At 58.5% G+C, this 24,554-nt stretch carries 20 protein-coding genes and 2 tRNA genes; 2 read left to right on the top strand and 20 right to left on the bottom strand.

Going from position 1 to position 24,554, the window contains the following annotated elements; all coding sequences use genetic code 11:
- Position 1: 1 nt before the first annotated feature.
- The 12 genes from rbfA to rlmE all read right to left on the bottom strand — a co-directional run bounded on the left by rbfA (position 2) and on the right by rlmE (position 11,681).
- On the bottom strand, positions 2–400 hold the full coding sequence (gene rbfA / locus KCG87_RS25705; RefSeq protein ID WP_003221549.1) for a 30S ribosome-binding factor RbfA: 399 nt from the start codon (positions 398–400) through the stop codon (positions 2–4).
- Positions 401–560: 160 nt separating this feature from the next.
- On the bottom strand, positions 561–3,080 hold the full coding sequence (infB, locus tag KCG87_RS25700; protein ID WP_139055473.1) for a translation initiation factor IF-2: 2,520 nt from the start codon (positions 3,078–3,080) through the stop codon (positions 561–563).
- Positions 3,081–3,107: 27 nt separating this feature from the next.
- On the bottom strand, positions 3,108–4,589 hold the full coding sequence (gene nusA / locus KCG87_RS25695; RefSeq protein ID WP_003221546.1) for a transcription termination factor NusA: 1,482 nt from the start codon (positions 4,587–4,589) through the stop codon (positions 3,108–3,110).
- A 47-nt stretch (positions 4,590–4,636) separates the two neighbouring features.
- Positions 4,637–5,095 (bottom strand): ribosome maturation factor RimP, encoded by a 459-nt coding sequence (gene rimP, locus KCG87_RS25690; RefSeq protein WP_007915250.1) that lies wholly within the window; start codon positions 5,093–5,095, stop codon positions 4,637–4,639.
- Between the two features lie 138 nt (positions 5,096–5,233).
- Positions 5,234–5,310 (bottom strand) — tRNA-Met (locus KCG87_RS25685).
- A gap of 97 nt (positions 5,311–5,407) precedes the next feature.
- A tRNA-Leu gene (locus tag KCG87_RS25680) sits at positions 5,408–5,493 on the bottom strand.
- Positions 5,494–5,515: 22 nt separating this feature from the next.
- Positions 5,516–5,902 (bottom strand): preprotein translocase subunit SecG, encoded by a 387-nt coding sequence (secG, locus tag KCG87_RS25675; protein ID WP_027610782.1) that lies wholly within the window; start codon positions 5,900–5,902, stop codon positions 5,516–5,518.
- A gap of 4 nt (positions 5,903–5,906) precedes the next feature.
- Positions 5,907–6,662 (bottom strand): triose-phosphate isomerase, encoded by a 756-nt coding sequence (gene tpiA / locus KCG87_RS25670; RefSeq protein WP_008088336.1) that lies wholly within the window; start codon positions 6,660–6,662, stop codon positions 5,907–5,909.
- Positions 6,663–6,727: 65 nt separating this feature from the next.
- Complete coding sequence (glmM, locus tag KCG87_RS25665; RefSeq protein ID WP_210559118.1) at positions 6,728–8,065, bottom strand: phosphoglucosamine mutase; 1,338 nt, start codon at positions 8,063–8,065, stop codon at positions 6,728–6,730.
- A 16-nt stretch (positions 8,066–8,081) separates the two neighbouring features.
- Entirely contained in the window at positions 8,082–8,933 is an 852-nt protein-coding gene (gene folP, locus KCG87_RS25660) for a dihydropteroate synthase (RefSeq protein ID WP_098967152.1), read from the bottom strand.
- Between the two features lie 8 nt (positions 8,934–8,941).
- A complete protein-coding gene (gene ftsH / locus KCG87_RS25655) occupies positions 8,942–10,849 on the bottom strand; it encodes an ATP-dependent zinc metalloprotease FtsH (protein ID WP_027610779.1) in 1,908 nt (635 codons plus the stop codon).
- 202 nt (positions 10,850–11,051) lie between these two features.
- Positions 11,052–11,681 (bottom strand): 23S rRNA (uridine(2552)-2'-O)-methyltransferase RlmE, encoded by a 630-nt coding sequence (gene rlmE / locus KCG87_RS25650; protein WP_003221536.1) that lies wholly within the window; start codon positions 11,679–11,681, stop codon positions 11,052–11,054.
- Between the two features lie 101 nt (positions 11,682–11,782).
- Here rlmE and KCG87_RS25645 point away from each other — a divergent pair, with 101 nt between their 5' ends.
- The gene (locus KCG87_RS25645; protein ID WP_003221534.1) at positions 11,783–12,091 is read left to right on the top strand and encodes a YhbY family RNA-binding protein; all 309 of its coding nucleotides are present in this window, start codon (positions 11,783–11,785) and stop codon (positions 12,089–12,091) included.
- 9 nt (positions 12,092–12,100) lie between these two features.
- Here the strand turns inward: KCG87_RS25645 and KCG87_RS25640 are convergent, their stop codons facing one another.
- The 8 genes from KCG87_RS25640 to grpE all read right to left on the bottom strand — a co-directional run bounded on the left by KCG87_RS25640 (position 12,101) and on the right by grpE (position 22,572).
- Entirely contained in the window at positions 12,101–12,505 is a 405-nt protein-coding gene (locus KCG87_RS25640) for a hypothetical protein (RefSeq protein WP_027610778.1), read from the bottom strand.
- Between the two features lie 28 nt (positions 12,506–12,533).
- On the bottom strand, positions 12,534–13,010 hold the full coding sequence (gene greA / locus KCG87_RS25635) for a transcription elongation factor GreA (RefSeq protein ID WP_003221530.1): 477 nt from the start codon (positions 13,008–13,010) through the stop codon (positions 12,534–12,536).
- Positions 13,007–16,228 (bottom strand): carbamoyl-phosphate synthase large subunit, encoded by a 3,222-nt coding sequence (carB, locus tag KCG87_RS25630; protein ID WP_007961429.1) that lies wholly within the window; start codon positions 16,226–16,228, stop codon positions 13,007–13,009. Before carB ends, greA begins: the two co-directional genes overlap by 4 nt.
- Positions 16,229–16,354: 126 nt before the next feature.
- A complete protein-coding gene (gene carA, locus KCG87_RS25625) occupies positions 16,355–17,491 on the bottom strand; it encodes a glutamine-hydrolyzing carbamoyl-phosphate synthase small subunit (protein ID WP_027610776.1) in 1,137 nt (378 codons plus the stop codon).
- A gap of 257 nt (positions 17,492–17,748) precedes the next feature.
- Entirely contained in the window at positions 17,749–18,555 is an 807-nt protein-coding gene (gene dapB, locus KCG87_RS25620) for a 4-hydroxy-tetrahydrodipicolinate reductase (protein ID WP_003221523.1), read from the bottom strand.
- 9 nt (positions 18,556–18,564) lie between these two features.
- A complete protein-coding gene (gene dnaJ, locus KCG87_RS25615; protein WP_003221522.1) occupies positions 18,565–19,689 on the bottom strand; it encodes a molecular chaperone DnaJ in 1,125 nt (374 codons plus the stop codon).
- Between the two features lie 297 nt (positions 19,690–19,986).
- Positions 19,987–21,903, bottom strand: a complete 1,917-nt coding sequence (gene dnaK / locus KCG87_RS25610) for a molecular chaperone DnaK (RefSeq protein WP_003221521.1) — start codon at positions 21,901–21,903, stop codon at positions 19,987–19,989.
- A 102-nt stretch (positions 21,904–22,005) separates the two neighbouring features.
- Complete coding sequence (grpE, locus tag KCG87_RS25605; RefSeq protein ID WP_210559117.1) at positions 22,006–22,572, bottom strand: nucleotide exchange factor GrpE; 567 nt, start codon at positions 22,570–22,572, stop codon at positions 22,006–22,008.
- Positions 22,573–22,812: 240 nt separating this feature from the next.
- On the opposite strand from grpE, the gene recN reads away from it, so the two are divergent.
- Positions 22,813–24,486, top strand: coding sequence for a DNA repair protein RecN (gene recN / locus KCG87_RS25600; RefSeq protein WP_210559116.1), 1,674 nt, complete (start codon positions 22,813–22,815; stop codon positions 24,484–24,486).
- Positions 24,487–24,554 lie beyond the last annotated feature (68 nt).

Below are 24,554 nucleotides of genomic sequence, written 5' to 3'. Positions count from 1 at the left end.
ATTACTCCTTGGTGTCTTCAGGTGCAGCGGCCAGGTGCTGATTGTCCTCAGCCACGGCGCGCTCGATCAGGGCCGACAGGTGCGCGCCACGCACGACGCTTTCGTCGTAGTGGAAGTGCAATTGCGGCACGCTGCGCAGCTTCATTTCACGGGCCAGCTGCATGCGCAGGAAACCTGCGGCAGCGTTGAGCACCTTGATGCTTTGCGCGATGTCTTCAGCGTTGTCCTGCCCCATCACGGTGATGAAGATCTTCGCGTGACCGACGTCACGGCTGACTTCCACAGCGGTAATGGTGACCAGGCCGACGCGCGGGTCTTTGACTTCACGACGGATCAGCTGGGCCAGCTCACGCTGCATCTGATCGCCGATACGTTGGGTACGGCTGTATTCTTTTGCCATGATTTTGTTACCTGTTACTGCCCCACGGTGAAACCCGCAAGGTCTGAAAGCGGCAAACGCCCGGCCTGACAAAAGCCAGACCGGGCGTTGCGTTTAGAGTCCTGACGCCGTGGCGCGCATCTGCATGCGGCGGTTCGGCGTGGCCCTTGAAGTGCGCGAGTCAGAGGCTGCGAGCAACCTGAACCTTCTCGAAGACTTCGATCTTGTCACCGACTTTGACGTCGTTGTAGCTCTTCACGCCGATACCGCATTCCATGCCGGCACGTACTTCGGAAGCGTCATCCTTGAAGCGGCGCAGGGATTCCAGCTCGCCTTCGAAGATAACGATGTCTTCACGCAGTACACGGATCGGACGGTTACGGTGCACAACACCTTCGATCACCATGCAACCGGCGATCGCGCCAAACTTCGGCGAACGGAACACATCACGCACTTCGGCCACACCCAGGATGTTCTCGCGAACATCGCTGCCGAGCATGCCGGTCAGGGCTTTCTTGACGTCTTCGATGATGTCGTAGATCACGTTGTAGTAACGCATGTCCAGACCTTCCTGCTCGACGATCTTCCGTGCGCCAGCATCGGCACGCACGTTGAAGCCGAACAGTACAGCGTTGGAAGCCAGTGCCAGGTTGGCGTCGGATTCGGTGATACCACCGACACCGCCACCGACTACGCGCACTTGCACTTCGTCGTTGCCCAGGCCGTTCAGAGCGCCCTGCAAAGCTTCCAGCGAACCACGGACGTCGGATTTGAGGACGATGTTGAGCGTCTTCTTCTCTTCCTGGCCCATGTTTTCGAAGATGTTTTCCAGCTTGCCGGCGTGAGCGCGAGCCAGTTTGACTTCGCGGAACTTGCCTTGACGGAACAGAGCCACTTCACGGGCTTTCTTCTCGTCGGCAACCACGCTCATCTCGTCGCCAGCGTCCGGAGTACCGTCAAGACCCAGGATCTCGACCGGAATGGCCGGACCTGCTTCCTTGATCGGCTTGCCGTTCTCGTCGAGCATGGCGCGCACGCGGCCATAGTTCGAGCCGACCAGCACCATGTCGCCTTGACGCAGCGTACCGTCCTGAACCAGCACGGTGGCTACCGGGCCACGGCCCTTGTCCAGACGCGATTCAACGACAACACCACGGCCAGGAGCCGATGGAGTGGCGGTCAGTTCGAGAACTTCGGCCTGCAGCAGAACCGCTTCGAGCAGTTCGTCAACGCCGGTACCCATTTTCGCCGAAACCGGTACGAATGGAGTGTCGCCGCCCCACTCTTCGGAAGTCACGCCGTGAACCGACAGTTCGCTGCGGATGCGATCGAGGTCGGCACCCGGCTTGTCGATCTTGTTCACCGCAACCACCAGAGGAACGCCAGCCGCCTGAGCGTGCTGAACAGCCTCGATGGTTTGTGGCATCACGCCGTCGTCCGCCGCAACCACCAGGATCACGATGTCGGTCGCCTTGGCACCACGGGCACGCATTGCGGTAAACGCAGCGTGACCAGGGGTGTCGAGGAACGTCACCATGCCGCGGTCGGTTTCAACGTGGTACGCACCGATGTGCTGGGTAATGCCGCCGGCTTCGCCCGCTGCTACCTTGGCGCGACGGATGTAATCGAGCAGGGAAGTCTTACCGTGGTCAACGTGGCCCATTACGGTCACGACTGGCGCACGGGAAACTGCCTCACCTTCAAACTTCAGGGACTCGGCCAGGGAATCTTCCAGGGCGGTGTCGCTGACCAGGGTCACTTTGTGGCCCAGCTCTTCAGCTACCAGTTGAGCAGTTTCCTGATCGAGTACCTGGTTGATGGTCGCTGGAGTGCCCAGTTTGAACATGAACTTGATGATTTCAGCAGCTTTGACCGACATCTGCTGAGCGAGATCGCCAACAGTGATGGTCTCGCCGATCTTCACTTCACGCACGACAGGACCGGTAGGGTTCTGGAAACCGTGAGCGTTGCGTTTTTTCAGCTTGGCCTTGCCGCGACCACCACGACGGAAGCCATCGCTTTCTTCGTCGGTAGTGCGTGGCGCCACACGTGGAGCCGGCGCTTTTTCTTTGACCGATGCGCGATGCGGAGCGTTTTTGCGCTCGCCATCGCCACCACCGCCGCGACGATTGTTATCGTCGGCACGTGGCTTGTCCGGACGGCGCTGTTCGTCACGCTTGCGAGTGTCGGCAGCCGGCGCAGCAGCAACCGGCGCGGCGTCGCGCACGGGTTCAGCGACTGGCGCAGGTGCTGCAACAGCTTCGGCAGGAGCGGACGGCGCAGCAGCAGGCTGGCGACGCGCTTCTTCTTCAGCGCGCTGCTTGGCTTCTTCTTCAGCCTTCTGACGAGCAGCATTTTCTACTGCGCGACGCTCTTCCAGTTCACGCTTGCGCTCGGCTTCGATTTCTTCCGGGCTACGCTGTACGAAAACTTTCTTCTTGCGAACTTCAACGCTGATGCTCTTGCTACCAGCCACACGCAGGGTGCTGGTGGTTTTACGCTGCAGCGTGATCTTGCGTGGTTCTTCCACTTTCGCCTTGTGGCTGCTCTTCAAGTGAGTCAGCAGGGATTGCTTCTCACTGTCAGTCACATTTTCTTCGGCGGCGGTGTGCGGCAGACCTGCCTCACGCATCTGCTGCAACAGGCGCTCTACCGGTGTTTTGACCTCATCGGCCAGTTGTTTCACCGTGACTTGCGTCATGCACTTCTCTCCTCAGGCCGCGCCTAATTACTCGAACCAGTGGGCTCGGGCGGCCATGATCAACTTGCCGGCACGATCATCGTCAATGCCGTCGATGTCGAGCAGGTCGTCAATAGACTGCTCGGCCAGGTCTTCGCGGGTAATTACGCCGCGCACCGCCAGTTCCATCGCCAAATCCTTGTCCATACCCTCAAGCGAGAGCAGGTCTTCGGCCGGATGGGCGTCTGCCAGCTTTTCCTCAGTAGCGATGGCTTTGGTCAACAAACGATCCTTGGCACGAGCGCGAAGCTCGTTGACGATATCTTCGTCAAAGCCGTCGATGTTGAGCATTTCTTCCAACGGTACGTAGGCAATCTCTTCCAGGCTGGTGAAGCCTTCATCTACCAGCACCTGAGCCAGTTCTTCGTCGACTTCCAGCTCGTCGATGAAGTTGCGCAGGATGTCGCCGGTTTCTGCTTGCTGCTTAGCCTGGATGTCCGATTCGGTCATCACGTTCAGGGTCCAGCCAGTCAACTGGCTCGCCAGACGCACGTTCTGACCACCTCGACCGATGGCCTGAGCCAGGTTGTCTGCGCCAACGGCGATGTCCATTGCATGGGCATCTTCGTCAACGATAATGGCCGCCACTTCTGCCGGCGACATGGCATTGATCACGAACTGCGCCGGGTTATCGTCCCACAGGACGATATCGACACGCTCGCCACCCAACTCGCCCGACACGGCCTGGACGCGCGAACCGCGCATACCGATGCACGCGCCCTGCGGGTCGATGCGTTTGTCCTTGGAACGGACAGCGATCTTGGCACGCGAACCCGGATCACGGGACGCTGCCATTACTTCGATCAGGCCTTCAGCGATTTCCGGCACTTCGATACGGAACAGCTCGATCAGCATTTCCGGCGCGGTACGCGACAGGATCAGCTGCGGGCCGCGGTTCTCGGTGCGGATTTCCTTGAGCAGTGCACGCAGACGCACACCGACACGGAAGGTTTCGCGAGAAATGATGTCTTCACGGGCCAGCAACGCTTCGGCGTTGTTGCCCAGATCGACGATCACGTTGTCGCGGGTGACTTTCTTCACGGTGCCGGAGATGATTTCTCCCAGGCGCTCGCGATAGGCGTCGACCACTTGAGCGCGCTCGGCTTCACGCACTTTCTGCACGATGACCTGTTTGGCGGTCTGTGCAGCAATACGGCCGAACTCGATGGATTCGATCTTTTCTTCGACGACGTCGCCGACCTTGGCGCCCGGATGCGTTTCGGCAACCTTGCTTGGCCAGGTTTCGATCGCAGGATCGTCGAGATCATTCTCTTCGACGACTGTCCAGCGACGGAAAGTCTCGTAGGAACCGGTGTGGCGGTTAATTTCCACACGCAGGTCAACTTCGTCTTCAAAACGCTTTTTGGTAGCAGTGGCCAGAGCCAGCTCCAGCGCTTCAAAAATCACGCTTGCCGGTACGCCCTTTTCATTGGATACCGACTCAACAACCAGCAGTACTTCTTTGCTCATCGTACGCCTCGCCTTTCGCAAGCCATTGGATCCGCGGGATCCGCGTCTCAGTCAAAACTGGGAATAATGTTGGCCTTGTCGATCATATCGATCGGCAACAGGAATTCATGGTCATCTACCTGCACCACGACATCCTGTTCTTCTACACCGCGCAGAAGGCCCTGAAAGTTGCGTCGACCTTCAAAAGGCGAGCGCAGCTTGATCTTCACTTGTTCACCGGCAAATTTTGCAAACTGCTCAAGAGTGAACAGTGGGCGTTCCATGCCAGGCGAGGAAACTTCGAGGGTGTATTCAACGGAGATCGGATCTTCAACATCCAGGACACCGCTGATCTGACGGCTGACAATGGCGCAATCGTCCACCAGCACGCCACCCTCTTTATCGATATAAACGCGCAACATCGAGTGACGACCTTGAGCCGAAAACTCGATACCCCAGCATTCATAGCCTAGGGCCACGACCACCGGGGCCAACAAGGCCTGCAACTCTTCTAGCTTGCTCGACACCTGAACCCCCTCGTGCATGTAAATGCATGCGCTGCAAAATAAAAAAATGGGCGAAACGCCCATCCTTGAAACGCCGTCGAACATCGGCGTAGAAAGTGTCCAGCTAACAAAAAGCCCCTGAAAAGGGGCTCCTTAAACTGGTTGCGGGGGCCGGATTTGAACCGACGACCTTCGGGTTATGAGCCCGACGAGCTACCAGACTGCTCCACCCCGCGACAAAGCTGGGGCGGAAGTATACGACCGATCCCTTATAGGGTCAATGTAACCTTCCACCTGCAAGAAAGCCCGCAACAGCGGGCTCTCCTGACTAATTGGTACCGAGAAGGGGACTCGAACCCCTACACCCTATGGGCACAACCACCTCAAGGTTGCGTGTCTACCAATTCCACCACCTCGGCAAAACTACGTTTGAAACCCTTCTTACTTCTGCTCTTGAGCTGGAGGTACGTCAGTCGCTGGAGTAGCCGACTTTTGCTCTTGAAGCACCGGGACATCATCAGAAGCCGGTTGTTGTTGCTTAGGCACTTCCAACACTGCTGGATCTGGCAAACCTGCTTGAGTCAGCTGATGAGCCTTCTCTTTAGCAAAGTAACCTAACCCCAAGCTGGTTATGAAGAAACCGGCGGCAAGTATAGCAGTAAACTTACTAAGAAAGGTAGAGGAACCTTGGCTTCCGAACACAGTATTTGAAGCACCTGCTCCGAAAGACGCGCCAGCGTCCGCACCCTTACCCTGCTGCAGCAAAACCAGAGCAACTACGCCCAATGCACCCAGCAGATGAAAAACGACTACGACTGTTTCCAGCATTTTTTCAGTTTCCCGCGGCGCGACAAATCGCACCGAACTCATCTGCATTCAGGGAAGCTCCACCAATGAGCCCCCCATCGATATCCGGCATGCCGAACAGTTCGACCGCATTGGCCGCCTTCACGCTGCCGCCGTATAGAAGGCGCACACCTCGTGCGACTTCAGAATTCTCTGCCGCCAACTGCTCGCGAATGGCTTTATGCACATCCTGAGCCTGTTGCGGCGTTGCAGTCAGTCCGGTACCAATGGCCCAGACAGGCTCGTAAGCAATGACTGCCTTGGCAAAGGCACCAACACCCAGCTCCTCGATGATGCTGCCCAGCTGACGCCCGACAACTTCAAGAGTTTTTCCGGCTTCGCGCTGCTCGAGGGTTTCCCCTACACACAACACCGGAATCAAGCCACATGCCTGTGCCGCTGCGAACTTGCGATTCAGCATCCCGTCTCGCTCGCCCATTATCTGGCGGCGTTCGGAGTGCCCGACAAGCACCAGGGAACAACCTGCATCCACCAACTGACTAGGAGCAATCTCGCCAGTCAACGCACCTTGCATGGATTCCACCGCAGAATTTTGCGCACCGACCGAAATCGATTTGCCTTTCAAGCCATCAATCACTTGATTGATATGCAAGCAAGGCGGGAATACCGCGACATCAACACCGCTTGGCAAGGCCAGATGACGAAGGCCGTTGATCAGCTCAGCGACGCTGGCGCGGGTACCGTGCATCTTCCAGTTACCAGCTACCATAGGGCGACGCATGCTGTACCTCGTCGGTCAAAGTGGGCGCAGATGTTACCCAACACAATCATGGCTGGCAAGCCGAATCAGGCAGAAACTTCACTTACCAGTTTTGCCAGTTCTTCGGCGTAGCTGCGAACCTGAGTTTCATCCTCACCTTCGACCATCACACGCACCAAAGGCTCTGTACCGGACTTGCGCAGAAGTACCCGGCCACGCCCCGCCATTGCCTGGGTGACACGCGCACTGGCTTCCTTGACCGCCGGATGCTCAAGCGGACTTTCACCGCCACCAAAACGCACATTGATCAGCACCTGAGGACACTTGCGCAAGGCCTGACGCGTTTGCGCAAGACTTTCATTGCGGGCCTTCAGTGCCATCAGCACCTGGAGCGCAGCAATGATCGCATCACCGGTGGTGGTGTGATTGAAGCAGACGATATGCCCCGAGTTTTCACCGCCTACCAGCCAGTCGCGCTCCAGCAGTTCGGCGATCACATAGCGGTCACCGACATTGGCACGAATGAATGGAATCGAGAGCTCTGCCAGCGCGAGTTCAAGACCCAGGTTGCTCATCAGCGTACCGACTACGCCGCCCTGCAATTTGCCCCGCCCGTGCAGATCGCGCGCAATGATGAACAGCAACTCATCACCATCAACGATGGCGCCAGTGTGATCAACCATCAACACCCGATCACCGTCACCATCAAAGGCGATGCCCAGATCAGCGTGCTCGGCCAGAACCGCGGCCTGCAGCTGACCCATATGGGTCGAGCCGCAATTGTCATTGATGTTCAGACCGTTGGGCTGCGCCGACAGCACGACCACTTCAGCACCCAGCTCACGGAACACACTCGGAGCAACCTTGTAGGTCGCACCGTGCGCACAATCGATCACGATCTTCAAACCGGAAAAACTGGTACCGGTCGGCACACTGCTTTTGCAGAATTCGATGTAGCGGCCGGAGGCGTCATTGATGCGCGACACCTTGCCGATCTTGCTCGACTCAACCACAGTCATTGGGGTATCGAGCAGCTCTTCGATCATCAGCTCCAGCTCATCAGGCAGCTTTGTGCCCTTGCCGGAGAAAAACTTGATGCCGTTATCGTCATGCGGATTGTGCGAAGCACTGATCACGATCCCGGCTTCAGCCTGGAACGTGCGCGCCAGATAAGCAATGGCCGGCGTCGGCATCGGACCGAGCAGCATCACGTCCGCACCAGCCGAGGTCAGGCCTGCTTCAAGTGCCGATTCGAACATGTAGCCAGAGATGCGCGTGTCCTTGCCGACCAGCACCTTGCAGGCGCCCATCTTGCGAAAGGCCATACCCGCCGCCCAGCCGAGCTTAAGCATGAAGTCAGGAGTGATCGGATATTCACCCACACGACCACGAATACCGTCAGTACCAAAGTATTTCTTGCTCATAAGTGCTCCATCATTTTTATTCGGCTGATTCCACGGCCGCGAGCATGCGCACCACGTCTACCGTTTCCGCCACATCATGGACGCGCAATATACGCGCTCCTTTAACCGAAGCGAGTGCTGCGAGAGCCAGACCACCATAAAGACGCTCACCCACGAGGCGGTTCAATGCGTGGCCAATCATGCTTTTGCGTGAGACACCAACCAATAGCGGACGCCCCAGCGCATGCAGGGCTTCCATATGCTTGAACAAGCTTAGATTGTGCTGCAGGGTTTTCGCGAAACCGAAACCGGGATCAAGAATGATCCGTTCGGCAGGAATACCCGCCGCCGCACATTGAGTCATGCGCTCTGCCAGAAACTCACCCACTTCCCGGGTAACGTCCTGATAATGCGGATTGTCCTGCATGTCACCCGGCTCGCCGAGCATGTGCATCAGGCAGACCGGCAACCCGGTCGCGGCCGCGGCATCCAGCGCGCCATCGCGGCGCAGCGAGCGCACATCATTGATCAACCCGGCACCCAGGCGCGCCGTTTCACGCATCACCGCTGGCGTCGAAGTATCGACCGAGATGACCACATCCAGCTCGCGATTGATCAACTCCACGATCGGAGCTACGCGCTCCAACTCTTCCAACGGCGAAACCGCTCGAGCGCCAGGCCGGGTCGATTCGCCGCCGACATCGATCAGCGTCGCACCAGCAGCCACCATGGCCTCGGCGTGACGCAAGGCCACGTCGAGCTGGTTGTATCGGCCACCGTCGGAAAAGGAATCGGGAGTGACATTGAGAATACCCATGACATGCGTCTGGGCCAAATCAAGAACCCGGTTGCCGCAAGGCAACCGGGTCAGGGACTGTACAGAAGTCATTTCAAGCCTTAAACGTCAGCAGCCGGACCGCCGATCGGTGTTTCCGGGCGCTCATCCTGAATCACTGGAGGCGGGGGCGTACCCGTGCCACCGGTCCAGTCACGCGGTTCGCGAGGCGTACGACCCGCCATGATGTCGTCGATCTGCTCGGCATCGATGGTTTCGTACTTCATCAGCGCATCAGCCATGGCATCCAGCTTGTCACGGTTGTCCGTGAGGATCTGCTTGGCCGTGCCGTAGCACTGGTCAATGATGCTGCGCACTTCGGAGTCGATCAGCTTGGCAGTCTCACCGGAGAAACTTGCATTCTGACCGCCACCACCGCGACCGAGGAACACTTCACCCTCTTCTTCGGCGTACATCAGCGGACCGAGCTTTTCCGACAGACCCCACTTGGTCACCATGTTCCGCGCAATCTGACTGGCACGCATGATGTCGTTGGAAGCGCCGGTGGTCACACCGTCGAAACCAAGGGTCATTTCTTCAGCGATACGGCCACCGTACAGCGAGCAGATCTGACTGATCAACGCACGTTTGGACAGGCTGTAGCGATCTTCTTCCGGCAGGAACATGGTCACACCCAGCGCACGACCACGTGGAATGATCGAAACCTTGTAGACCGGATCATGCTCAGGTACGACGCGACCGACAATAGCGTGACCCGCTTCGTGATAAGCAGTGTTCTGCTTCTCTTTCTCGGACATGACCATCGATTTGCGCTCGGCGCCCATCATGATCTTGTCTTTGGCCAGCTCGAACTCTTTCATTTCGACGATGCGCTTGCCGCTGCGTGCAGCGAACAGCGACGCTTCGTTGACCAGGTTGGCCAGATCGGCACCAGAGAAGCCCGGGGTACCACGTGCGATAACGGCCGGGGCAACGTCGTCACCCATTGGCACTTTGCGCATGTGAACCTTGAGGATCTGCTCGCGACCACGGATATCCGGCAAACCTACAACGACCTGACGGTCGAAACGGCCCGGACGCAGCAGCGCAGGGTCGAGTACGTCAGGACGGTTGGTAGCGGCGATCACGATGATGCCGTCATTCATTTCAAAGCCATCCATCTCTACCAGCAACTGGTTGAGAGTCTGCTCACGCTCGTCGTGACCGCCGCCCATGCCGGCGCCACGGTGGCGACCGACGGCGTCGATTTCGTCGATGAAGATGATGCACGGCGCATGCTTCTTGGCCTGCTCGAACATGTCGCGAACGCGGCTTGCACCAACACCCACGAACATTTCAACGAAGTCGGAACCGGAAATAGTGAAGAACGGAACCTTCGCTTCGCCGGCAATCGCCTTGGCCAGCAAGGTTTTACCGGTACCCGGAGGGCCGACCATCAATACGCCGCGAGGAATACGACCACCCAGGCGCTGAAACTTGCCCGGATCACGCAGGAACTCAACCAGTTCGCCGACCTCTTCCTTGGCTTCGTCGCAACCTGCAACGTCAGCCAAGGTGGTTTTCACCTGATCTTCGGAAAGCAGGCGTGCCTTGCTCTTGCCGAAGCTCATCGGTCCGCCCTTGCCGCCAGCACCGCCCTGCATCTGGCGCATGAAGAACATGAACACCGCGATGATCACCAGGATCGGGAAGCTCGCCACCAGGAGTTGAGTCCAGATGCTTTGCTGTTCAGGCTGCTTGCCCTCAACCACAACGTGGTTGTCGACCAGGTCGCCGATCAGGCCATTGTCCTGGATCGCCGGACGAATGGTCTTGAAGCTGTCGCCATCGTTGCGCTTGCCGGTAATCACATAGCCGTCAACGGCTACGCGCTCGACCTTGCCATCCTTGACCTGCTGGATGAAGTCGGAATAGTTGAGGGTCTGCGGCTCGTTAGGGCTGGAGAAGTTGTTCATCACCGTCACGAGGACTGCCGCGATGATCAACCACAGGATCAGATTCTTTGCCATATCGTTCAATTAACTACCCTCTGAAGCAAGCTCCGCTACTGGCGCGCGCTTCGCATGATATTCACCGGCCTAACTTACTACATTACCTACAACTCTGGCAGGCGCCGTCTGTAACCCTTTGTGAAACACTTTCTACACAATATTCGCTTATGCACGCGGGGCAAAATACGAAAAACCTATCGCCCCGGCAAAAAACCTCGTTTTACTCGTTACCACCGCGGTAACCCCAAGCCAGCATATATTGCTCGCGGGAGCTGCCTCGGGAAGAATCCGGCTTGATCATCTGGATCTTGTCGAATTTCTTGCGAGCATCCTTCAGGTAAACATCGAAACCTTCACCCTGAAAGATCTTGATCACGAAATTTCCACCCGGCTTGAGTATCCGTTCCGCCAGATCAAGCGCCAGTTCGCAAAGGAACATGGCTTTCGGCATATCCACTTCAGGCGTACCACTCATATTGGGGGCCATATCGGAAATCACAAGGTCCACCTGCGAATTACCCACGGCCTCAAGGATTCGCGCGAGCACTTCGTCCTCGGTGAAGTCACCCTGAATGAAGGTAACGTCCGGGATGCTGTCCATTTCCAGAATGTCCGAAGCGATCAGACGCCCCTGACCGCCGATCAGCCGACTGGTGACCTGCGACCAGCCGCCGGGCGCTGCGCCCAGGTCGACAACGCTCATGCCGGAACGGATCAGCTTGTATTTCTCCTGGATCTCCAGAAGCTTGTAACTTGCACGCGAACGGTAGCCATCCTTCTGCGCCTGCTTCACATAAGGATCGTTGACATGTCGTTTCAGCCAACCAAGGCTTGTCTTGGAACGCGCCATTGGGCACCTCGATGATTAGGGTCGTGATTAATTGGGCGGATCCACGAACCCTCGGGTAAAATGGCCGCCATTTTACAGAATCCAGACGAAAGGGTCAGATTATGCCGCTCACTCCAGAGCAGAAGAAACAGTACAAATCCATTGGCCACCACCTGAAGCCGGTTCTGACGGTGGCGGACAACGGTCTGACTGAAGGTGTATTAGCCGAACTCGAACGCGCACTGGCGGATCACGAGCTGATCAAGATCAAGCTCAACATCCTCGATCGCGAGTCGCGCCTGGCGCACATTGCAGAGTTGTGCAAGGTCGGCAAGGCTGACCTGGTTCAGGTCATCGGCAAGATGGCACTGGTATATCGCAAGAACTTCAGCGTCAACAAGCAGCTGTCGAACGTTCATCGCTTCAAGTGATGACAAGGGTCAAGGGTGTGCTTCGCGCACCCTGCCACTCCATCCCGGCAGTGGCTGCAACACCAACACCACACCGGAGAAGCCCAACAGCAGAAAACTGAATTCCTGCCAGCGCTGCGCTTGCGGCCAGCCGACACGCACTGCAATAAACATCGCACACGCATACAACGCCATCAGCAACACCTGCCCGCGAAAATCCCGCCATAGACTGGCAAGGCCATCGGCCTGTACCAGCACCAAAGCCTGAAAAATCACGCATGCCGCGGCAAAACCCGCCACCGGCACTTCGAATGCATCGGCAACTTCATCGATCAGCAACGGTGCCAGGCCAATCTTGCCCAACACCGGTCGCAAACCGAGATGTATCAACCAGAAGCCGCCGACCCACAACATCTGGGTCAGCTGCCAAAGCATGGCGCCCGCACGTAGCGGGCGCCTGCCTTCAGATGTGACGGACTTCGACAATCTCGTACTCGATAACGCCACTCGGCGTTTTCACGGCGACCACATCACCCTCTTCCTTGCCGATCAAGGCACGGGCCAATGGCGAGCCGACCGAAATCTTGCCGAGTTTGAAGTCAGCCTCATCCTCACCCACGATGTGGTAAGTGACGCTTTCATCAGTCTCGACGTTGGCGATTTCGACGGTAGTACCGAAGATCACTTTGCCGGTGTGCGGGATAGTCGTGACGTCGATGATGACCTGATTCTGAATCCGGCCTTCGATGTCACGGATCCGCGCCTCGACCATGCCTTGCTGTTCGCGGGCGGCATGGTATTCAGCGTTTTCCTTCAGGTCACCCAACTCGCGAGCGGTACCGATGTCCTGGCTGAGCTTCGGACGAACGACCTTGGTCAGGTGAGCGTGTTCTTCTTCCAGGGCTTTCGCGCCCTGGACGGTCATTGGGTATTTGATCATGCCTTCAATCCTGCGTGTAGATCCTGCAAGCGGCGCACGGTCTTCTCGGGACCGAACTTCAGCGCTTCGCAGATAGCTTCGCCCGCAGCAATGGTGGTGGTGCAGTAGATCTTGTGCTGCAGGGCATTACGACGAATGGAGTAGGAATCAGCGATCGACTGACGGCCTTCGGTGGTGTTGATGATCAGAGTGACTTCGTCATTCTTGATCATGTCAACCACGTGCGGACGCCCCTCGGTCACCTTGTTCACACGGCGCACTTTCAGGCCTGCAGCTTCGATCAGCTTGGCAGTGCCGGCAGTCGCGACCACTTCGAAGCCCAAGTTGATCAGATCACGGGCCACGCCTGCAACCAGCGGCTTGTCATCATCACGCACGCTGATGAACGCGGTACCGCCGGTCGGCAGCACTTCGCTGGCGCCCATCTGGGCCTTGGCGAATGCTTCACCGAAGGTGTCGCCGACGCCCATCACTTCACCGGTGGACTTCATCTCTGGGCCGAGGATCGGGTCAACACCAGGGAATTTGGCGAACGGGAACACCGCCTCTTTCACGCTGTAGAAGTTCGGGATGATTTCCTTGGTGAAGCCGATTTCCTTCAGAGTCTTACCGGCCATGACGCGAGCCGCGATCATTGCCAGGGAGACACCGATGCACTTGGACACGAACGGCACGGTACGCGAAGCGCGCGGGTTGACTTCGATGACGTAGATGTCTTCGCCCTGCAGCGCCAGTTGCACGTTCATCAGGCCGACAACGCCCAGTTCCAGGGCCATTTTCTTGACCTGCTCGCGCATCTCGTCCTGGATGTGCGCCGGCAGCGAGTAAGGCGGCAGCGAGCACGCGGAGTCACCGGAGTGAACGCCCGCCTGTTCGATGTGCTGCATGATCGCGCCGATCACCACGTCTTTGCCGTCGCAGACCGCATCCACGTCCATCTCGATGGCGCAGTTGAGGAAGTGGTCGAGCAGCACCGGGCTGTCGTTGGAGACTTGCACCGCGTCACGCAGGTAGCGCTTGAGTTCGTCTTCCTTGTAAACGATTTCCATCGCGCGGCCACCCAGTACGTAGGACGGGCGCACCACCAGCGGATAACCGATTTTCGCGGCAGCGCGAACGGCTTCATCTTCGCTGCGCACGGTGGCGTTTGGCGGCTGACGCAAGTTCAGGCGTTCAACCATTTGCTGGAAGCGCTCGCGGTCTTCGGCGCGGTCGATGGCGTCAGGGCTGGTACCGATGATCGGCACGCCAGCGGCTTCCAGGGCACGCGCCAGTTTCAGCGGCGTCTGGCCGCCGTACTGGACGATTACGCCTTTCGGCTTCTCGACGCGGCAGATTTCCAGCACGTCTTCCAGGGTTACCGGCTCGAAGTACAGACGGTCGGAAGTGTCGTAGTCGGTGGAAACGGTTTCCGGGTTGCAGTTGACCATGATGGTTTCGTAGCCGTCTTCGCGCAGAGCGAGGGCAGCATGTACGCAGCAGTAGTCGAACTCGATGCCCTGGCCGATACGGTTCGGACCGCCACCCAGAATCATGATCTTGTCGCGACCGGACGGCGCGGCTTCGCACTCCTCCTCGTAAGTCGAGTAGAGGTAAGCGGTGTCGGTGGCGAACTCGGCGGCGCAGGTGTCAACGCGCTTGTAGACCGGGAACACTTCCAGTTTTTGACGGTGAGTACGCAGATTCTTCTCGGTCACACCCAGCAGCTTGGCCAGACGCTGATCGGAGAAGCCTTTGCGCTTGAGCTTGAACATCAGGTCGCGGTCGATGGCGGACAGACCGAGGGTCTTGACCTTCTCTTCGTCCTTGATCAGATCTTCGATCTGCACCAGGAACCACGGGTCGATCATGTTCATGCCGAAGATGTCTTCGACGGTCATGCCGGCGCGGAAGGCGTCCGCCACGTACCAGATACGCTCGGCGCCCGGCACGGTCAGCTCGCGCTTGAGGATGCTCATGCTTTCCGGGTTGCTCAGGTCGAGCTTCTCGTCCAGACCGCAAACACCGACTTCCAGACCGCGCAGGGCTTTCTGCAGGGATTCCTGGAAGGTGCGACCGATGGCCATGACTTCGCCGACCGACTTCATTTGAGTGGTCAGGCGTGCGTCTGCGTTGGCGAATTTCTCGAAAGCGAAACGTGGCAGCTTGGTCACGACGTAGTCGATCGACGGCTCGAAGGACGCCGGAGTCTTGCCGCCGGTGATGTCGTTCGACAGTTCGTCGAGGGTGTAGCCCACAGCCAGCTTGGCCGCGACTTTGGCGATCGGGAAACCGGTGGCTTTCGAAGCCAGTGCCGAGGAACGCGATACACGCGGGTTCATCTCGATCACGACCATGCGGCCGGTGTCCGGGCAGATGCCGAACTGCACGTTGGAACCGCCGGTCTCGACGCCGATCTCGCGCAGTACCGCCAGCGAGGCGTTACGCAGGATCTGGTATTCCTTGTCGGTCAGGGTCTGTGCCGGAGCAACGGTGATCGAGTCACCGGTGTGCACGCCCATCGGGTCGAAGTTTTCGATCGAGCAGACGATGATGCAGTTGTCCTTTTTGTCGCGGACAACTTCCATTTCATATTCTTTCCAGCCGATCAGCGACTCGTCGATCAGCAGCTCTTTGGTCGGCGACAGGTCCAGACCGCGGGCGCAGATTTCTTCGAACTCTTCACGGTTGTACGCGATACCGCCACCGGTGCCGCCCATGGTGAAGGACGGACGGATGATGCACGGGAAACCCAGACGCTCGAGGACGGCGTTGGCTTCTTCCATGCTGTGGGCGATACCGGAACGCGGGCATTCCAGGCCGATTGACTTCATGGCCTTGTCGAAACGCGAACGGTCTTCAGCCTTGTCGATGGTGTCGGCGTTGGCGCCGATCATTTCCACGCCGAACTTTTCCAGAACGCCTTCGCGCTCCAGGTCCAGGGCGCAGTTCAGAGCAGTCTGGCCGCCCATGGTTGGCAGCACGGCATCCGGACGCTCTTTTTCGATGATCTTGGCCACGGTCTGCCACTTGATCGGCTCGATGTACGTGGCGTCAGCCATGTCCGGGTCGGTCATGATGGTGGCCGGGTTGGAGTTCACCAGGATGACGCGGTAACCCTCTTCGCGCAGGGCTTTGCAGGCCTGGGCGCCGGAGTAGTCGAATTCGCAGGCCTGGCCGATAACGATCGGGCCAGCGCCGAGAATCAGGATGCTTTTAATGTCTGTACGTTTTGGCATGGGTTTGTCACTCAAATCCGCAGGTCAGTCGGCAAGCCGTCTTGATCGATTTCTGAAGCCCTGAGGGGCGCCACCGGTGTCGGGGCCGCCCTCGAGGGCTTCTCGCTACAGTCTCAAGGCGAACGCTTAGCGTCGCTTGGCCATCTCGTTGATGAAGCGGTCGAACAGGGGCGCCACATCGTTCGGGCCCGGGCTCGCTTCAGGGTGGCCCTGGAAGCTGAACGCGCTCTTGTCAGTGCGCTCGATGCCTTGCAGGGTGCCGTCGAACAGCGACTTGTGGATCGCACGCACGTTGGCCGGCAGGGTCGCTTCGTCAACCGCGAAACCGTGGTTCTGGCTGGTGATCATCACAACGCCAGTGTCCAGATCCTGTACCGGGTGGTTGGCACCGTGGTGGCCGTGACCCATTTTCAGGGTCTTGGCGCCGGAGGCCAGAGCCAGCAGTTGGTGACCGAGGCAGATACCGAATACCGGAATCTCGGTTTCCAGCACTTCCTTGATCGCCTTGATCGCGTAGTCGCAAGGCTCCGGGTCACCAGGGCCGTTGGACAGGAACACGCCGTCCGGCTTGAGTGCCAGCACATCGGCAGCCGGGGTTTGCGCCGGCACCACGGTCACGCGGCAGCCGCGCTCGACCAGCATGCGCAGGATGTTCAGTTTGACGCCGTAGTCGTAGGCAACCACGTGGTATGGCAGTTCGGAGGCTTCGATGGTCGCGTGGCTGTCGGTCTTCAAGTCCCAGACAGTGGAGCGCCATTCGTACTTTTCCTTGGTGCTGACGACTTTCGCCAGATCCATGCCCTTCAGGCCCGGGAAGCCTTGCGCGGCGGCAATTGCAGCTTCTTCGGAGATGTTGTCGCCGGCCATGATGCAGCCGTTCTGTGCGCCTTTTTCACGCAGGATGCGGGTCAGGCGACGAGTATCGATACCAGCGATTGCCACAACGTTGTTGGCTTTCAGGTAGTCGGACAGGGACATCGTGTTACGCCAGTTGCTCGCTACCAGCGGCAGGTCACGAATCACCAGGCCTGCGGACCATACGCGGTCAGACTCGGCGTCTTCCGGCGTGGTGCCGGTGTTGCCGATGTGCGGGTAAGTCAGGGTAACGATCTGCTGGGCGTAGGAAGGATCGGTAAGGATTTCCTGATAGCCGGTCATTGCGGTGTTGAACACCACCTCACCAACGGTTTGACCGTCGGCTCCAATGGCTTCGCCGCGAAAAATGCTGCCATCAGCAAGGGCGAGTATGGCTGGCTTAGTCAAGAAGACCTCCCGTAAATAACGCATGAAAGGGCAATCGCAGGTTGTAAAAAAGCGGAGTGACGTATGGACACGTCACCCCGCTTCTTCACCGAATTATTCTGCGCGCTTTTAGTGGACACACTAAAGCTGTAGCTTACAGAAAAAGGCTTTTTTGGTCCACCGCTAAAGAGCCTAAAAGGCCGGAGAATGCGACAGGCCGTCGCGCGGTGCAGAAAAACCAGCGCAAACCGGGCGTTTGCGCTGGGTAAAGCAGTCAATTAATGCAGGTCGAGCACGTCCTGCATGTCGTACAGACCCGGCTCGCGACCATCCAGCCACAACGCCGCACGCACCGCACCCTTGGCGAATGTCATGCGACTGGAAGCCTTGTGCGTGATCTCCAGGCGCTCGCCTTCGCAAGCGAACAGCACGGTGTGATCGCCGACCACATCACCACCACGCACGGTAGCGAAACCGATGGTTTCCCGCTCGCGCGCACCGGTGTGGCCTTCACGACCATAGACCGCAACCTTCTGCAGATCACGATCCAGCGCATCGGCAATCACCTCGCCCATGCGCAGGGCAGTACCCGAAGGCGCATCGATCTTGTGCCGGTGATGCGCCTCGATGATCTCGATGTCCGCATCATCGCCCAGCACCCGGGCGGTCATTTCGAGCAGCTTCAGCGACAGGTTGACCCCGACACTGAAGTTGGCCGCGAAGACGATCGGAATATCCTTGCCCGCCTCGGCCAGCAGTTGCTTCTGCGCAGCATCCAGCCCCGTGGTGCCGATGACCATGGCCTTGCCAGCCTTGCGACAGAACGCGAGGTTTTTCAGCATGACTTCCGGCAGGGTGAAATCGATCAGCACATCGAACTCTTCAGCCACCGATTCGAGATTGCCGGACAACGGCACACCGATGCGACCCAGCGAAGCCAGCTCACCGGCATCCACCCCGATCAGCGTACTGCCGGGACGAACGATCGCCGCGGTCAGGCCGGTCAGCGGCGCGCGCTGTTGCACGGCCTCGACCAGAATCTTGCCCATGCGCCCGGCGGCGCCCATCACAGCTATACGTCGCATGCCGACTCCTTACAGATCGCCGAAGAAGCGCTTCACGCCATCGAACCAACCGGTGGTTTTTGGCGAGTGACTGTTGTCATCCGCCAGCGAGCTGCGGAACTCTTCGAGCAATTCGCGCTGACGACGATTCAGATTGACCGGGGTCTCGACCGCTACACGGCACATCAAGTCGCCCGCACCACCGCCCCGCACCGGCGCCACGCCTTTGCCGCGTACACGGAACTGCTTGCCGGTCTGGGTGCCTTCAGGGATTTTCAGTTTGACGCGACCGTCGAGGGTCGGGATTTCCAGCTCGCCGCCGAGCGCCGCATCAACAAAGCTGATCGGCACTTCGCAGAACAGATGTTTGCCATCGCGCTGGAAGATGTCGTGTTCGCGCACGTTGATCACCACGTACAGGTCGCCGGTCGGGCCGCCCTGGGTGCCCGCCTCGCCCTCGCCAGACAGACGAATGCGGTCGCCGGTATCAACGCCAGCCGGCACCTTCACCGACAGGGTCTTGTACTCTTCGACGCGACCGTCGCCGTGGCAGGAATCGCACGGATCGGAAATGATCTTGCCTTGGCCATGGCAGCGCGGGCAGGTCTGCTGCACCGAGAAGAAGCCCTGCTGCATACGCACCTGGCCGATGCCGCCGCAGGTCGGGCAGGTTGATGGCGACGAGCCTTTCTTCGCACCGGAACCATCGCATGGCTTGCAATTGACCAGTGTCGGAACGCGGATATTCACGGTAGTGCCGCGCACCGCTTCTTCCAGATTCAGCTCCAGGGTGTAGCGCAGATCGCTGCCGCGCTGGGCGCCGCCACGGGAACCGCCACGACCGCCACCGAAGAAGTCACTGAAGACATCGCCAAAGATGTCGGAGAAGTTCTGCCCGCCGAAACCGGCGCCACCGCCACCCATGCTTGGGTCGACGCCAGCATGACCGTACTGGTCGTACGCCGCGCGCTTGCTCGAATCGGACAATACTTCGTAGGCCTCGTTGGCCTCTTTGAACAGTTCTTCCGACGCTTTGTCATCGGGATTACGGTCCGGGTGATGCTTCATCGCCAGACGACGATAGGCCTTCTTCAGGTCTGCATCGCTTGAACCACGCTCTACACCCAATACTTCGTAATAGTCACGCTTTGCCATAAGTCTTTTGCACTCTTGAGGACGTTCGGCAAACCCCTCCTGAGGATGGCCAAACTCGTTGAGCCCCAATACAGGCCCGGACCCAACTCACGTCAATTCAACGATCCTGGTCTTTGTTTCTTTTGGTACTTGCGGCGCGAAAAGCAGGAGCATTCCCGGCCATACCAGCAGCAGGCGAACCTTGTCGCATGCTGTAAAAATTCGTGTATTCCAGATACGCCAACGCGGGAGCAAGCTCCCGCGCGGCGACATCCTACCAGTCACCGCCGCAAGGCAGTCAACCGGCCGACCAACAACTTACTTGTGGTCTTTGACTTCTTCGAACTCGGCATCGACAACATCGTCAGCCTTTTCAGCTTTCTCGTCGTGCGGCGCCGCGCCTTCAGCAGGCTGAGCCTGTTCGGCGTACATCTTCTGAGCGACCGGAGCCGAGACTTTCGACAGCTCTTCGATCTTCGCTTCGATGGCAGCCTTGTCGTCGCCTTTCACAGCGGCTTCCAGTGCAACCACAGCGGCTTCGATCGCGGTCTTCTCTTCAGCGCTGACCTTGTCGCCCGCTTCGGTAACCATTTTGCGAGTCGAGTGAACCAGTGCATCACCCTTGTTACGGGATTCAGCCAGTTCAGCGAACTTGCGGTCTTCCTCGGCGTTCAGCTCGGCATCGCGAACCATCTTCTGAATTTCTTCATCCGACAGACCGGAGTTGGCCTTGATGGTGATCTTCTGCTCTTTACCGGTCGCCTTGTCTTTCGCACCAACGTGCAGGATGCCGTTAGCGTCGATGTCGAAGGTCACTTCGATCTGCGGCACGCCACGTGGAGCTGGTGGAATGTCGGCCAGGTCGAACTTGCCCAGGGACTTGTTCTGTGCGGCTTGCTTACGCTCACCTTGCAGAACGTGAATGGTCACAGCGCCCTGGTTGTCGTCGGCAGTCGAGAACACTTGCGATTTCTTGGTAGGAATCGTGGTGTTTTTCTCGATCAGCGCGGTCATCACGCCACCCATGGTTTCGATACCCAGGGTCAGCGGGCTGACGTCGAGCAGCAGAACGTCTTTCACGTCACCGGCCAGAACGGCGCCCTGGATCGCAGCACCCATGGCAACCGCTTCGTCCGGGTTCACGTCTTTACGTGCTTCTTTACCGAAGAAATCGGTCACCAGCTTCTGTACCAGCGGCATACGGGTCTGACCGCCGACCAGAATCACGTCGTTGATCGCGCCAACGTCGATACCGGCGTCTTTCATAGCGATACGGCAAGGCTCGATGGTGCGCTGAACCAGGTCTTCAACCAGTGCTTCGAGCTTGGCACGCGAAATCTTCACGTTCAGGTGCTTAGGACCGGTAGCGTCTGCAGTGATGTACGGCAGGTTGACGTCGGTCGACTGCGCGGACGACAGCTCGATCTTGGCTTTCTCAGCGGCTTCTTTCAGGCGCTGCATGGCCAGCGGGTCACCTTTGAGGTTCATGCCGCTTTCTTTCTTGAATTCGTCAACGAGGTAGTCGATCAGACGAATGTCGAAGTCTTCACCGCCGAGGAAGGTGTCACCGTTGGTGGCCAACACTTCGAACTGGTGCTCGCCGTCAACTTCAGCGATCTCGATCACCGAAACGTCGAAAGTACCGCCACCCAGGTCATAAACGATCACGGTGTGATCGCCCTTGGCCTTGTCCATACCGTAAGCCAGAGCAGCTGCGGTTGGTTCGTTGATGATACGTTTAACGTCCAGACCGGCGATGCGGCCGGCGTCTTTGGTCGCCTGACGCTGGCTGTCGTTGAAGTAGGCCGGAACGGTGATTACCGCTTCGGTCACGGGCTCGCCGAGGTAGTCTTCGGCGGTCTTCTTCATCTTCTTCAGAATTTCAGCCGAGATTTGTGGCGGCGCCATTTTCTGGCCGTTCACTTCAACCCAGGCGTCGCCGTTGTCAGCCTTGGCGATTTTGTACGGGACCATCTTGATGTCTTTCTGTACGACTTCTTCGTCGAACTTGCGACCGATCAGACGCTTCACCGCGTACAGGGTGTTGTGCGGGTTGGTCACTGCCTGACGCTTGGCCGACTGACCAACGAGGATTTCACCATCGTTGGCGTAAGCGATGATCGACGGCGTGGTACGCGCGCCTTCGGCGTTTTCGATAACTTTGGCTACGCCGTTTTCCAGCACGGAGACGCAGGAGTTGGTAGTCCCCAGGTCGATACCGATAATTTTGCCCATGTTCACTCTCCCGAAACTTTGGATTTTGTTGCCGCAGCAGTGGTGGCTAACTGCGGTAATACTTAAACGCTTGACTTCTAAATGGGGGCCTTGCGGCTAATTTCAAGCCTTCTCGTCAATCGAAGGCGAAATTGGCGCCGGCGCCTTGCTGACCACAACCATGGCCGGACGCAACAGGCGGCCATTGAGCTGGTAGCCCTTCTGGAACACCTTCAGAACGCTGTTCGGTTCGACGTCGGCGCTTTCCTGCATGGCCATCGCCTGATGGTGAACGGCATTGAACGGTTCGCCATGCGGATCGATCGCTTCAAGCTGGTAACGCTTGAGGGTGTCGTGGAACATTTTCAGGGTCAGCTCGATGCCTTCGCGCATCGGACGGATGCTTTCGTCGTCCGGGCTCGACAGTTCGAGGCCGCGCTCCAGGCTGTCAACGATCGGCAGCAAGTCACCGGCGAACTTTTCCAGCGCAAACTTGTGCGCCTTCTCGACATCCTGCTCGGCACGACGGCGGACGTTCTGCAGATCGGCAGCTACGCGCAGCGACTGATCCTGCGCGGCGGCCAACTGCTCTTCGAGCACTTGTACACGGGTCGCCAGGTCGTCACCCAAAGTTTCGGGCGCCTGATTGGCTTCTGGATTTTGCGTATCTACTGTCTGTTCGTCAGCCATAGAATTCTCCTTTCAATTACGTCCGCGAGCTGTACTCGCGCTTCTGCCCCGATATATGGGGCCGCAAAATCAGGCTTCAAGGGCCTGCAATGATTAACCCTACAAAAAAGTGCTGCATTGTCATTCCCGCTCGGACTAAGCATTTGATCGGATCAAGCAAATCGAGCTAAGCGAGGGCATTGTCAGCCTGAAACAAAACACTGTATAAATAACCAGACCTAAAGCCTGGGAGCGGCCTTTATGCTGGTGCACCTGTCCGTACATAACTACGCCATCGTTGAACATCTCGATCTAGAACTCGATCGCGGGATGAGCGTGATCACAGGGGAAACCGGCGCCGGCAAGTCGATCATGCTCGACGCCCTGGGCCTGACCCTGGGCGATCGCGCCGACAGCGGCGTGGTTCGCCCAGGCGCCGACAAGGCCGACATTCTGGCCACCTTCGATCTGGTCGACATTCCCGAAGCCCATGCCTGGCTGGCCGAACGCGATCTCGAAAACGACGGCCCATGCATCCTGCGTCGGGTGATCACCGCTGAAGGCCGTTCACGCGGCTATATCAATGGCACGCCCTGCCCGCTCGGCGATCTCAAGGCCCTCGGCGAACTGCTGATCGATATCCACAGCCAGCACGAACATCAATCGCTGCTGAAAACCGATACCCATCGCCGCCTGCTCGACGAATACGCCGGCGCTACCGACCTGGCCCGTCAGGTCCAACTCGCCGCGCAGCGCTGGCGTCAAACCCGCCAGGAGCTGGAGCGCCTCTCCAATTCTGGCGACGAACAACGCGCGCGCCACCAACTGCTCAGCTACCAGCTTGAAGAACTGGAAAACCTCGGCCTCGGCGACAACGAGCTGGAACAGCTGGAGCAGGAACACAAGAATCTGACCAATGCCGAAACCCTGCTCGGCATCTGCCGACAGGTGGTCGAGCAGTGCAGCGAAAGCGATTCCGGCAATGTGCTGAATGCACTGACCGCCAGCCTCAATCGCCTGTCGAGCGTGAACAACTCGGTTGGCGCACTGGGCGAAGCCAGCAGCCTGCTGACCAGCGCGCAGATCCAGGTCGAAGAAGCCGTGGGCGAACTCAATCGCTTCCTCGACAACTTCGATGCCGATCCGGCGCGCCTGCAGTATCTGGAAGAACGCCTCGACGCAATTTACACCCTGGCCCGCAAGCACCGGATCCAGCCAACCGAAGTCGCCGAGATGCAGCAGAAGTTGCTGGATGAGATCGAAACCCTTAACGCCAACGACGAATCTATCGAGCGCCTGGGTGAAGAACTGGCGTCCTACGCACGCCATTATCAAGAGAAGGCCCGAGAGCTGAGCGACTTGCGTCACCAGGCCGCCGGCAGCCTTGCCAGCGCCGTGGAGCAGGAAATCCAGCGCTTGGGCATGCCGGGCGGGCGCTTCACCATTGAATTGCGCGCCAATAGCAGCGACGAACTGCTGCCCAATGGTCTGGAACAGGTTGAACTGCTGGTCAGCGCCAACCCCGGCCAGCCACTGAAGGCGCTGGCCAAAGTGGCCTCCGGCGGCGAGCTGTCGCGGATCAGTCTGGCGATTCAGGTGATTACCGCGCAGACCTCAAGAGTGCCGACCCTGGTATTCGACGAAGTGGACGTGGGTATCGGCGGGCCGACCGCCGAAATCGTCGGCCAGTTGTTGCGACGTCTTGGCGATCGCGGGCAGGTACTGACCGTGACGCACTTGCCGCAAGTGGCAGCGCAGGGTCATCAGCATTTGTTCGTGCACAAGGTACGGGGCGAACAGGCGACTCACACCGCCGTGTCCAAGCTGAGCAAGAACGACCGTATAGAAGAAGTGGCGCGGATGCTGGGCGGCATCGACCTGACCAAAGAGTCTTTGGCTCACGCAAAAAAAATGGTGGTTACCGCAAAAGTTTAAGCACAGCAGAAAGCACGAAGGCGACCCTTGGGTCGCCTTCGTTCGTTTCGCGAACCTGAAATTCGCGC

The sequence above is a fragment of the Pseudomonas sp. MWU347 genome, assembly GCF_017947305.1.
Lineage (GTDB): Bacteria > Pseudomonadota > Gammaproteobacteria > Pseudomonadales > Pseudomonadaceae > Aquipseudomonas > Aquipseudomonas putida_A.
This window is presented reverse-complemented; position numbering and strand designations above follow the sequence as displayed.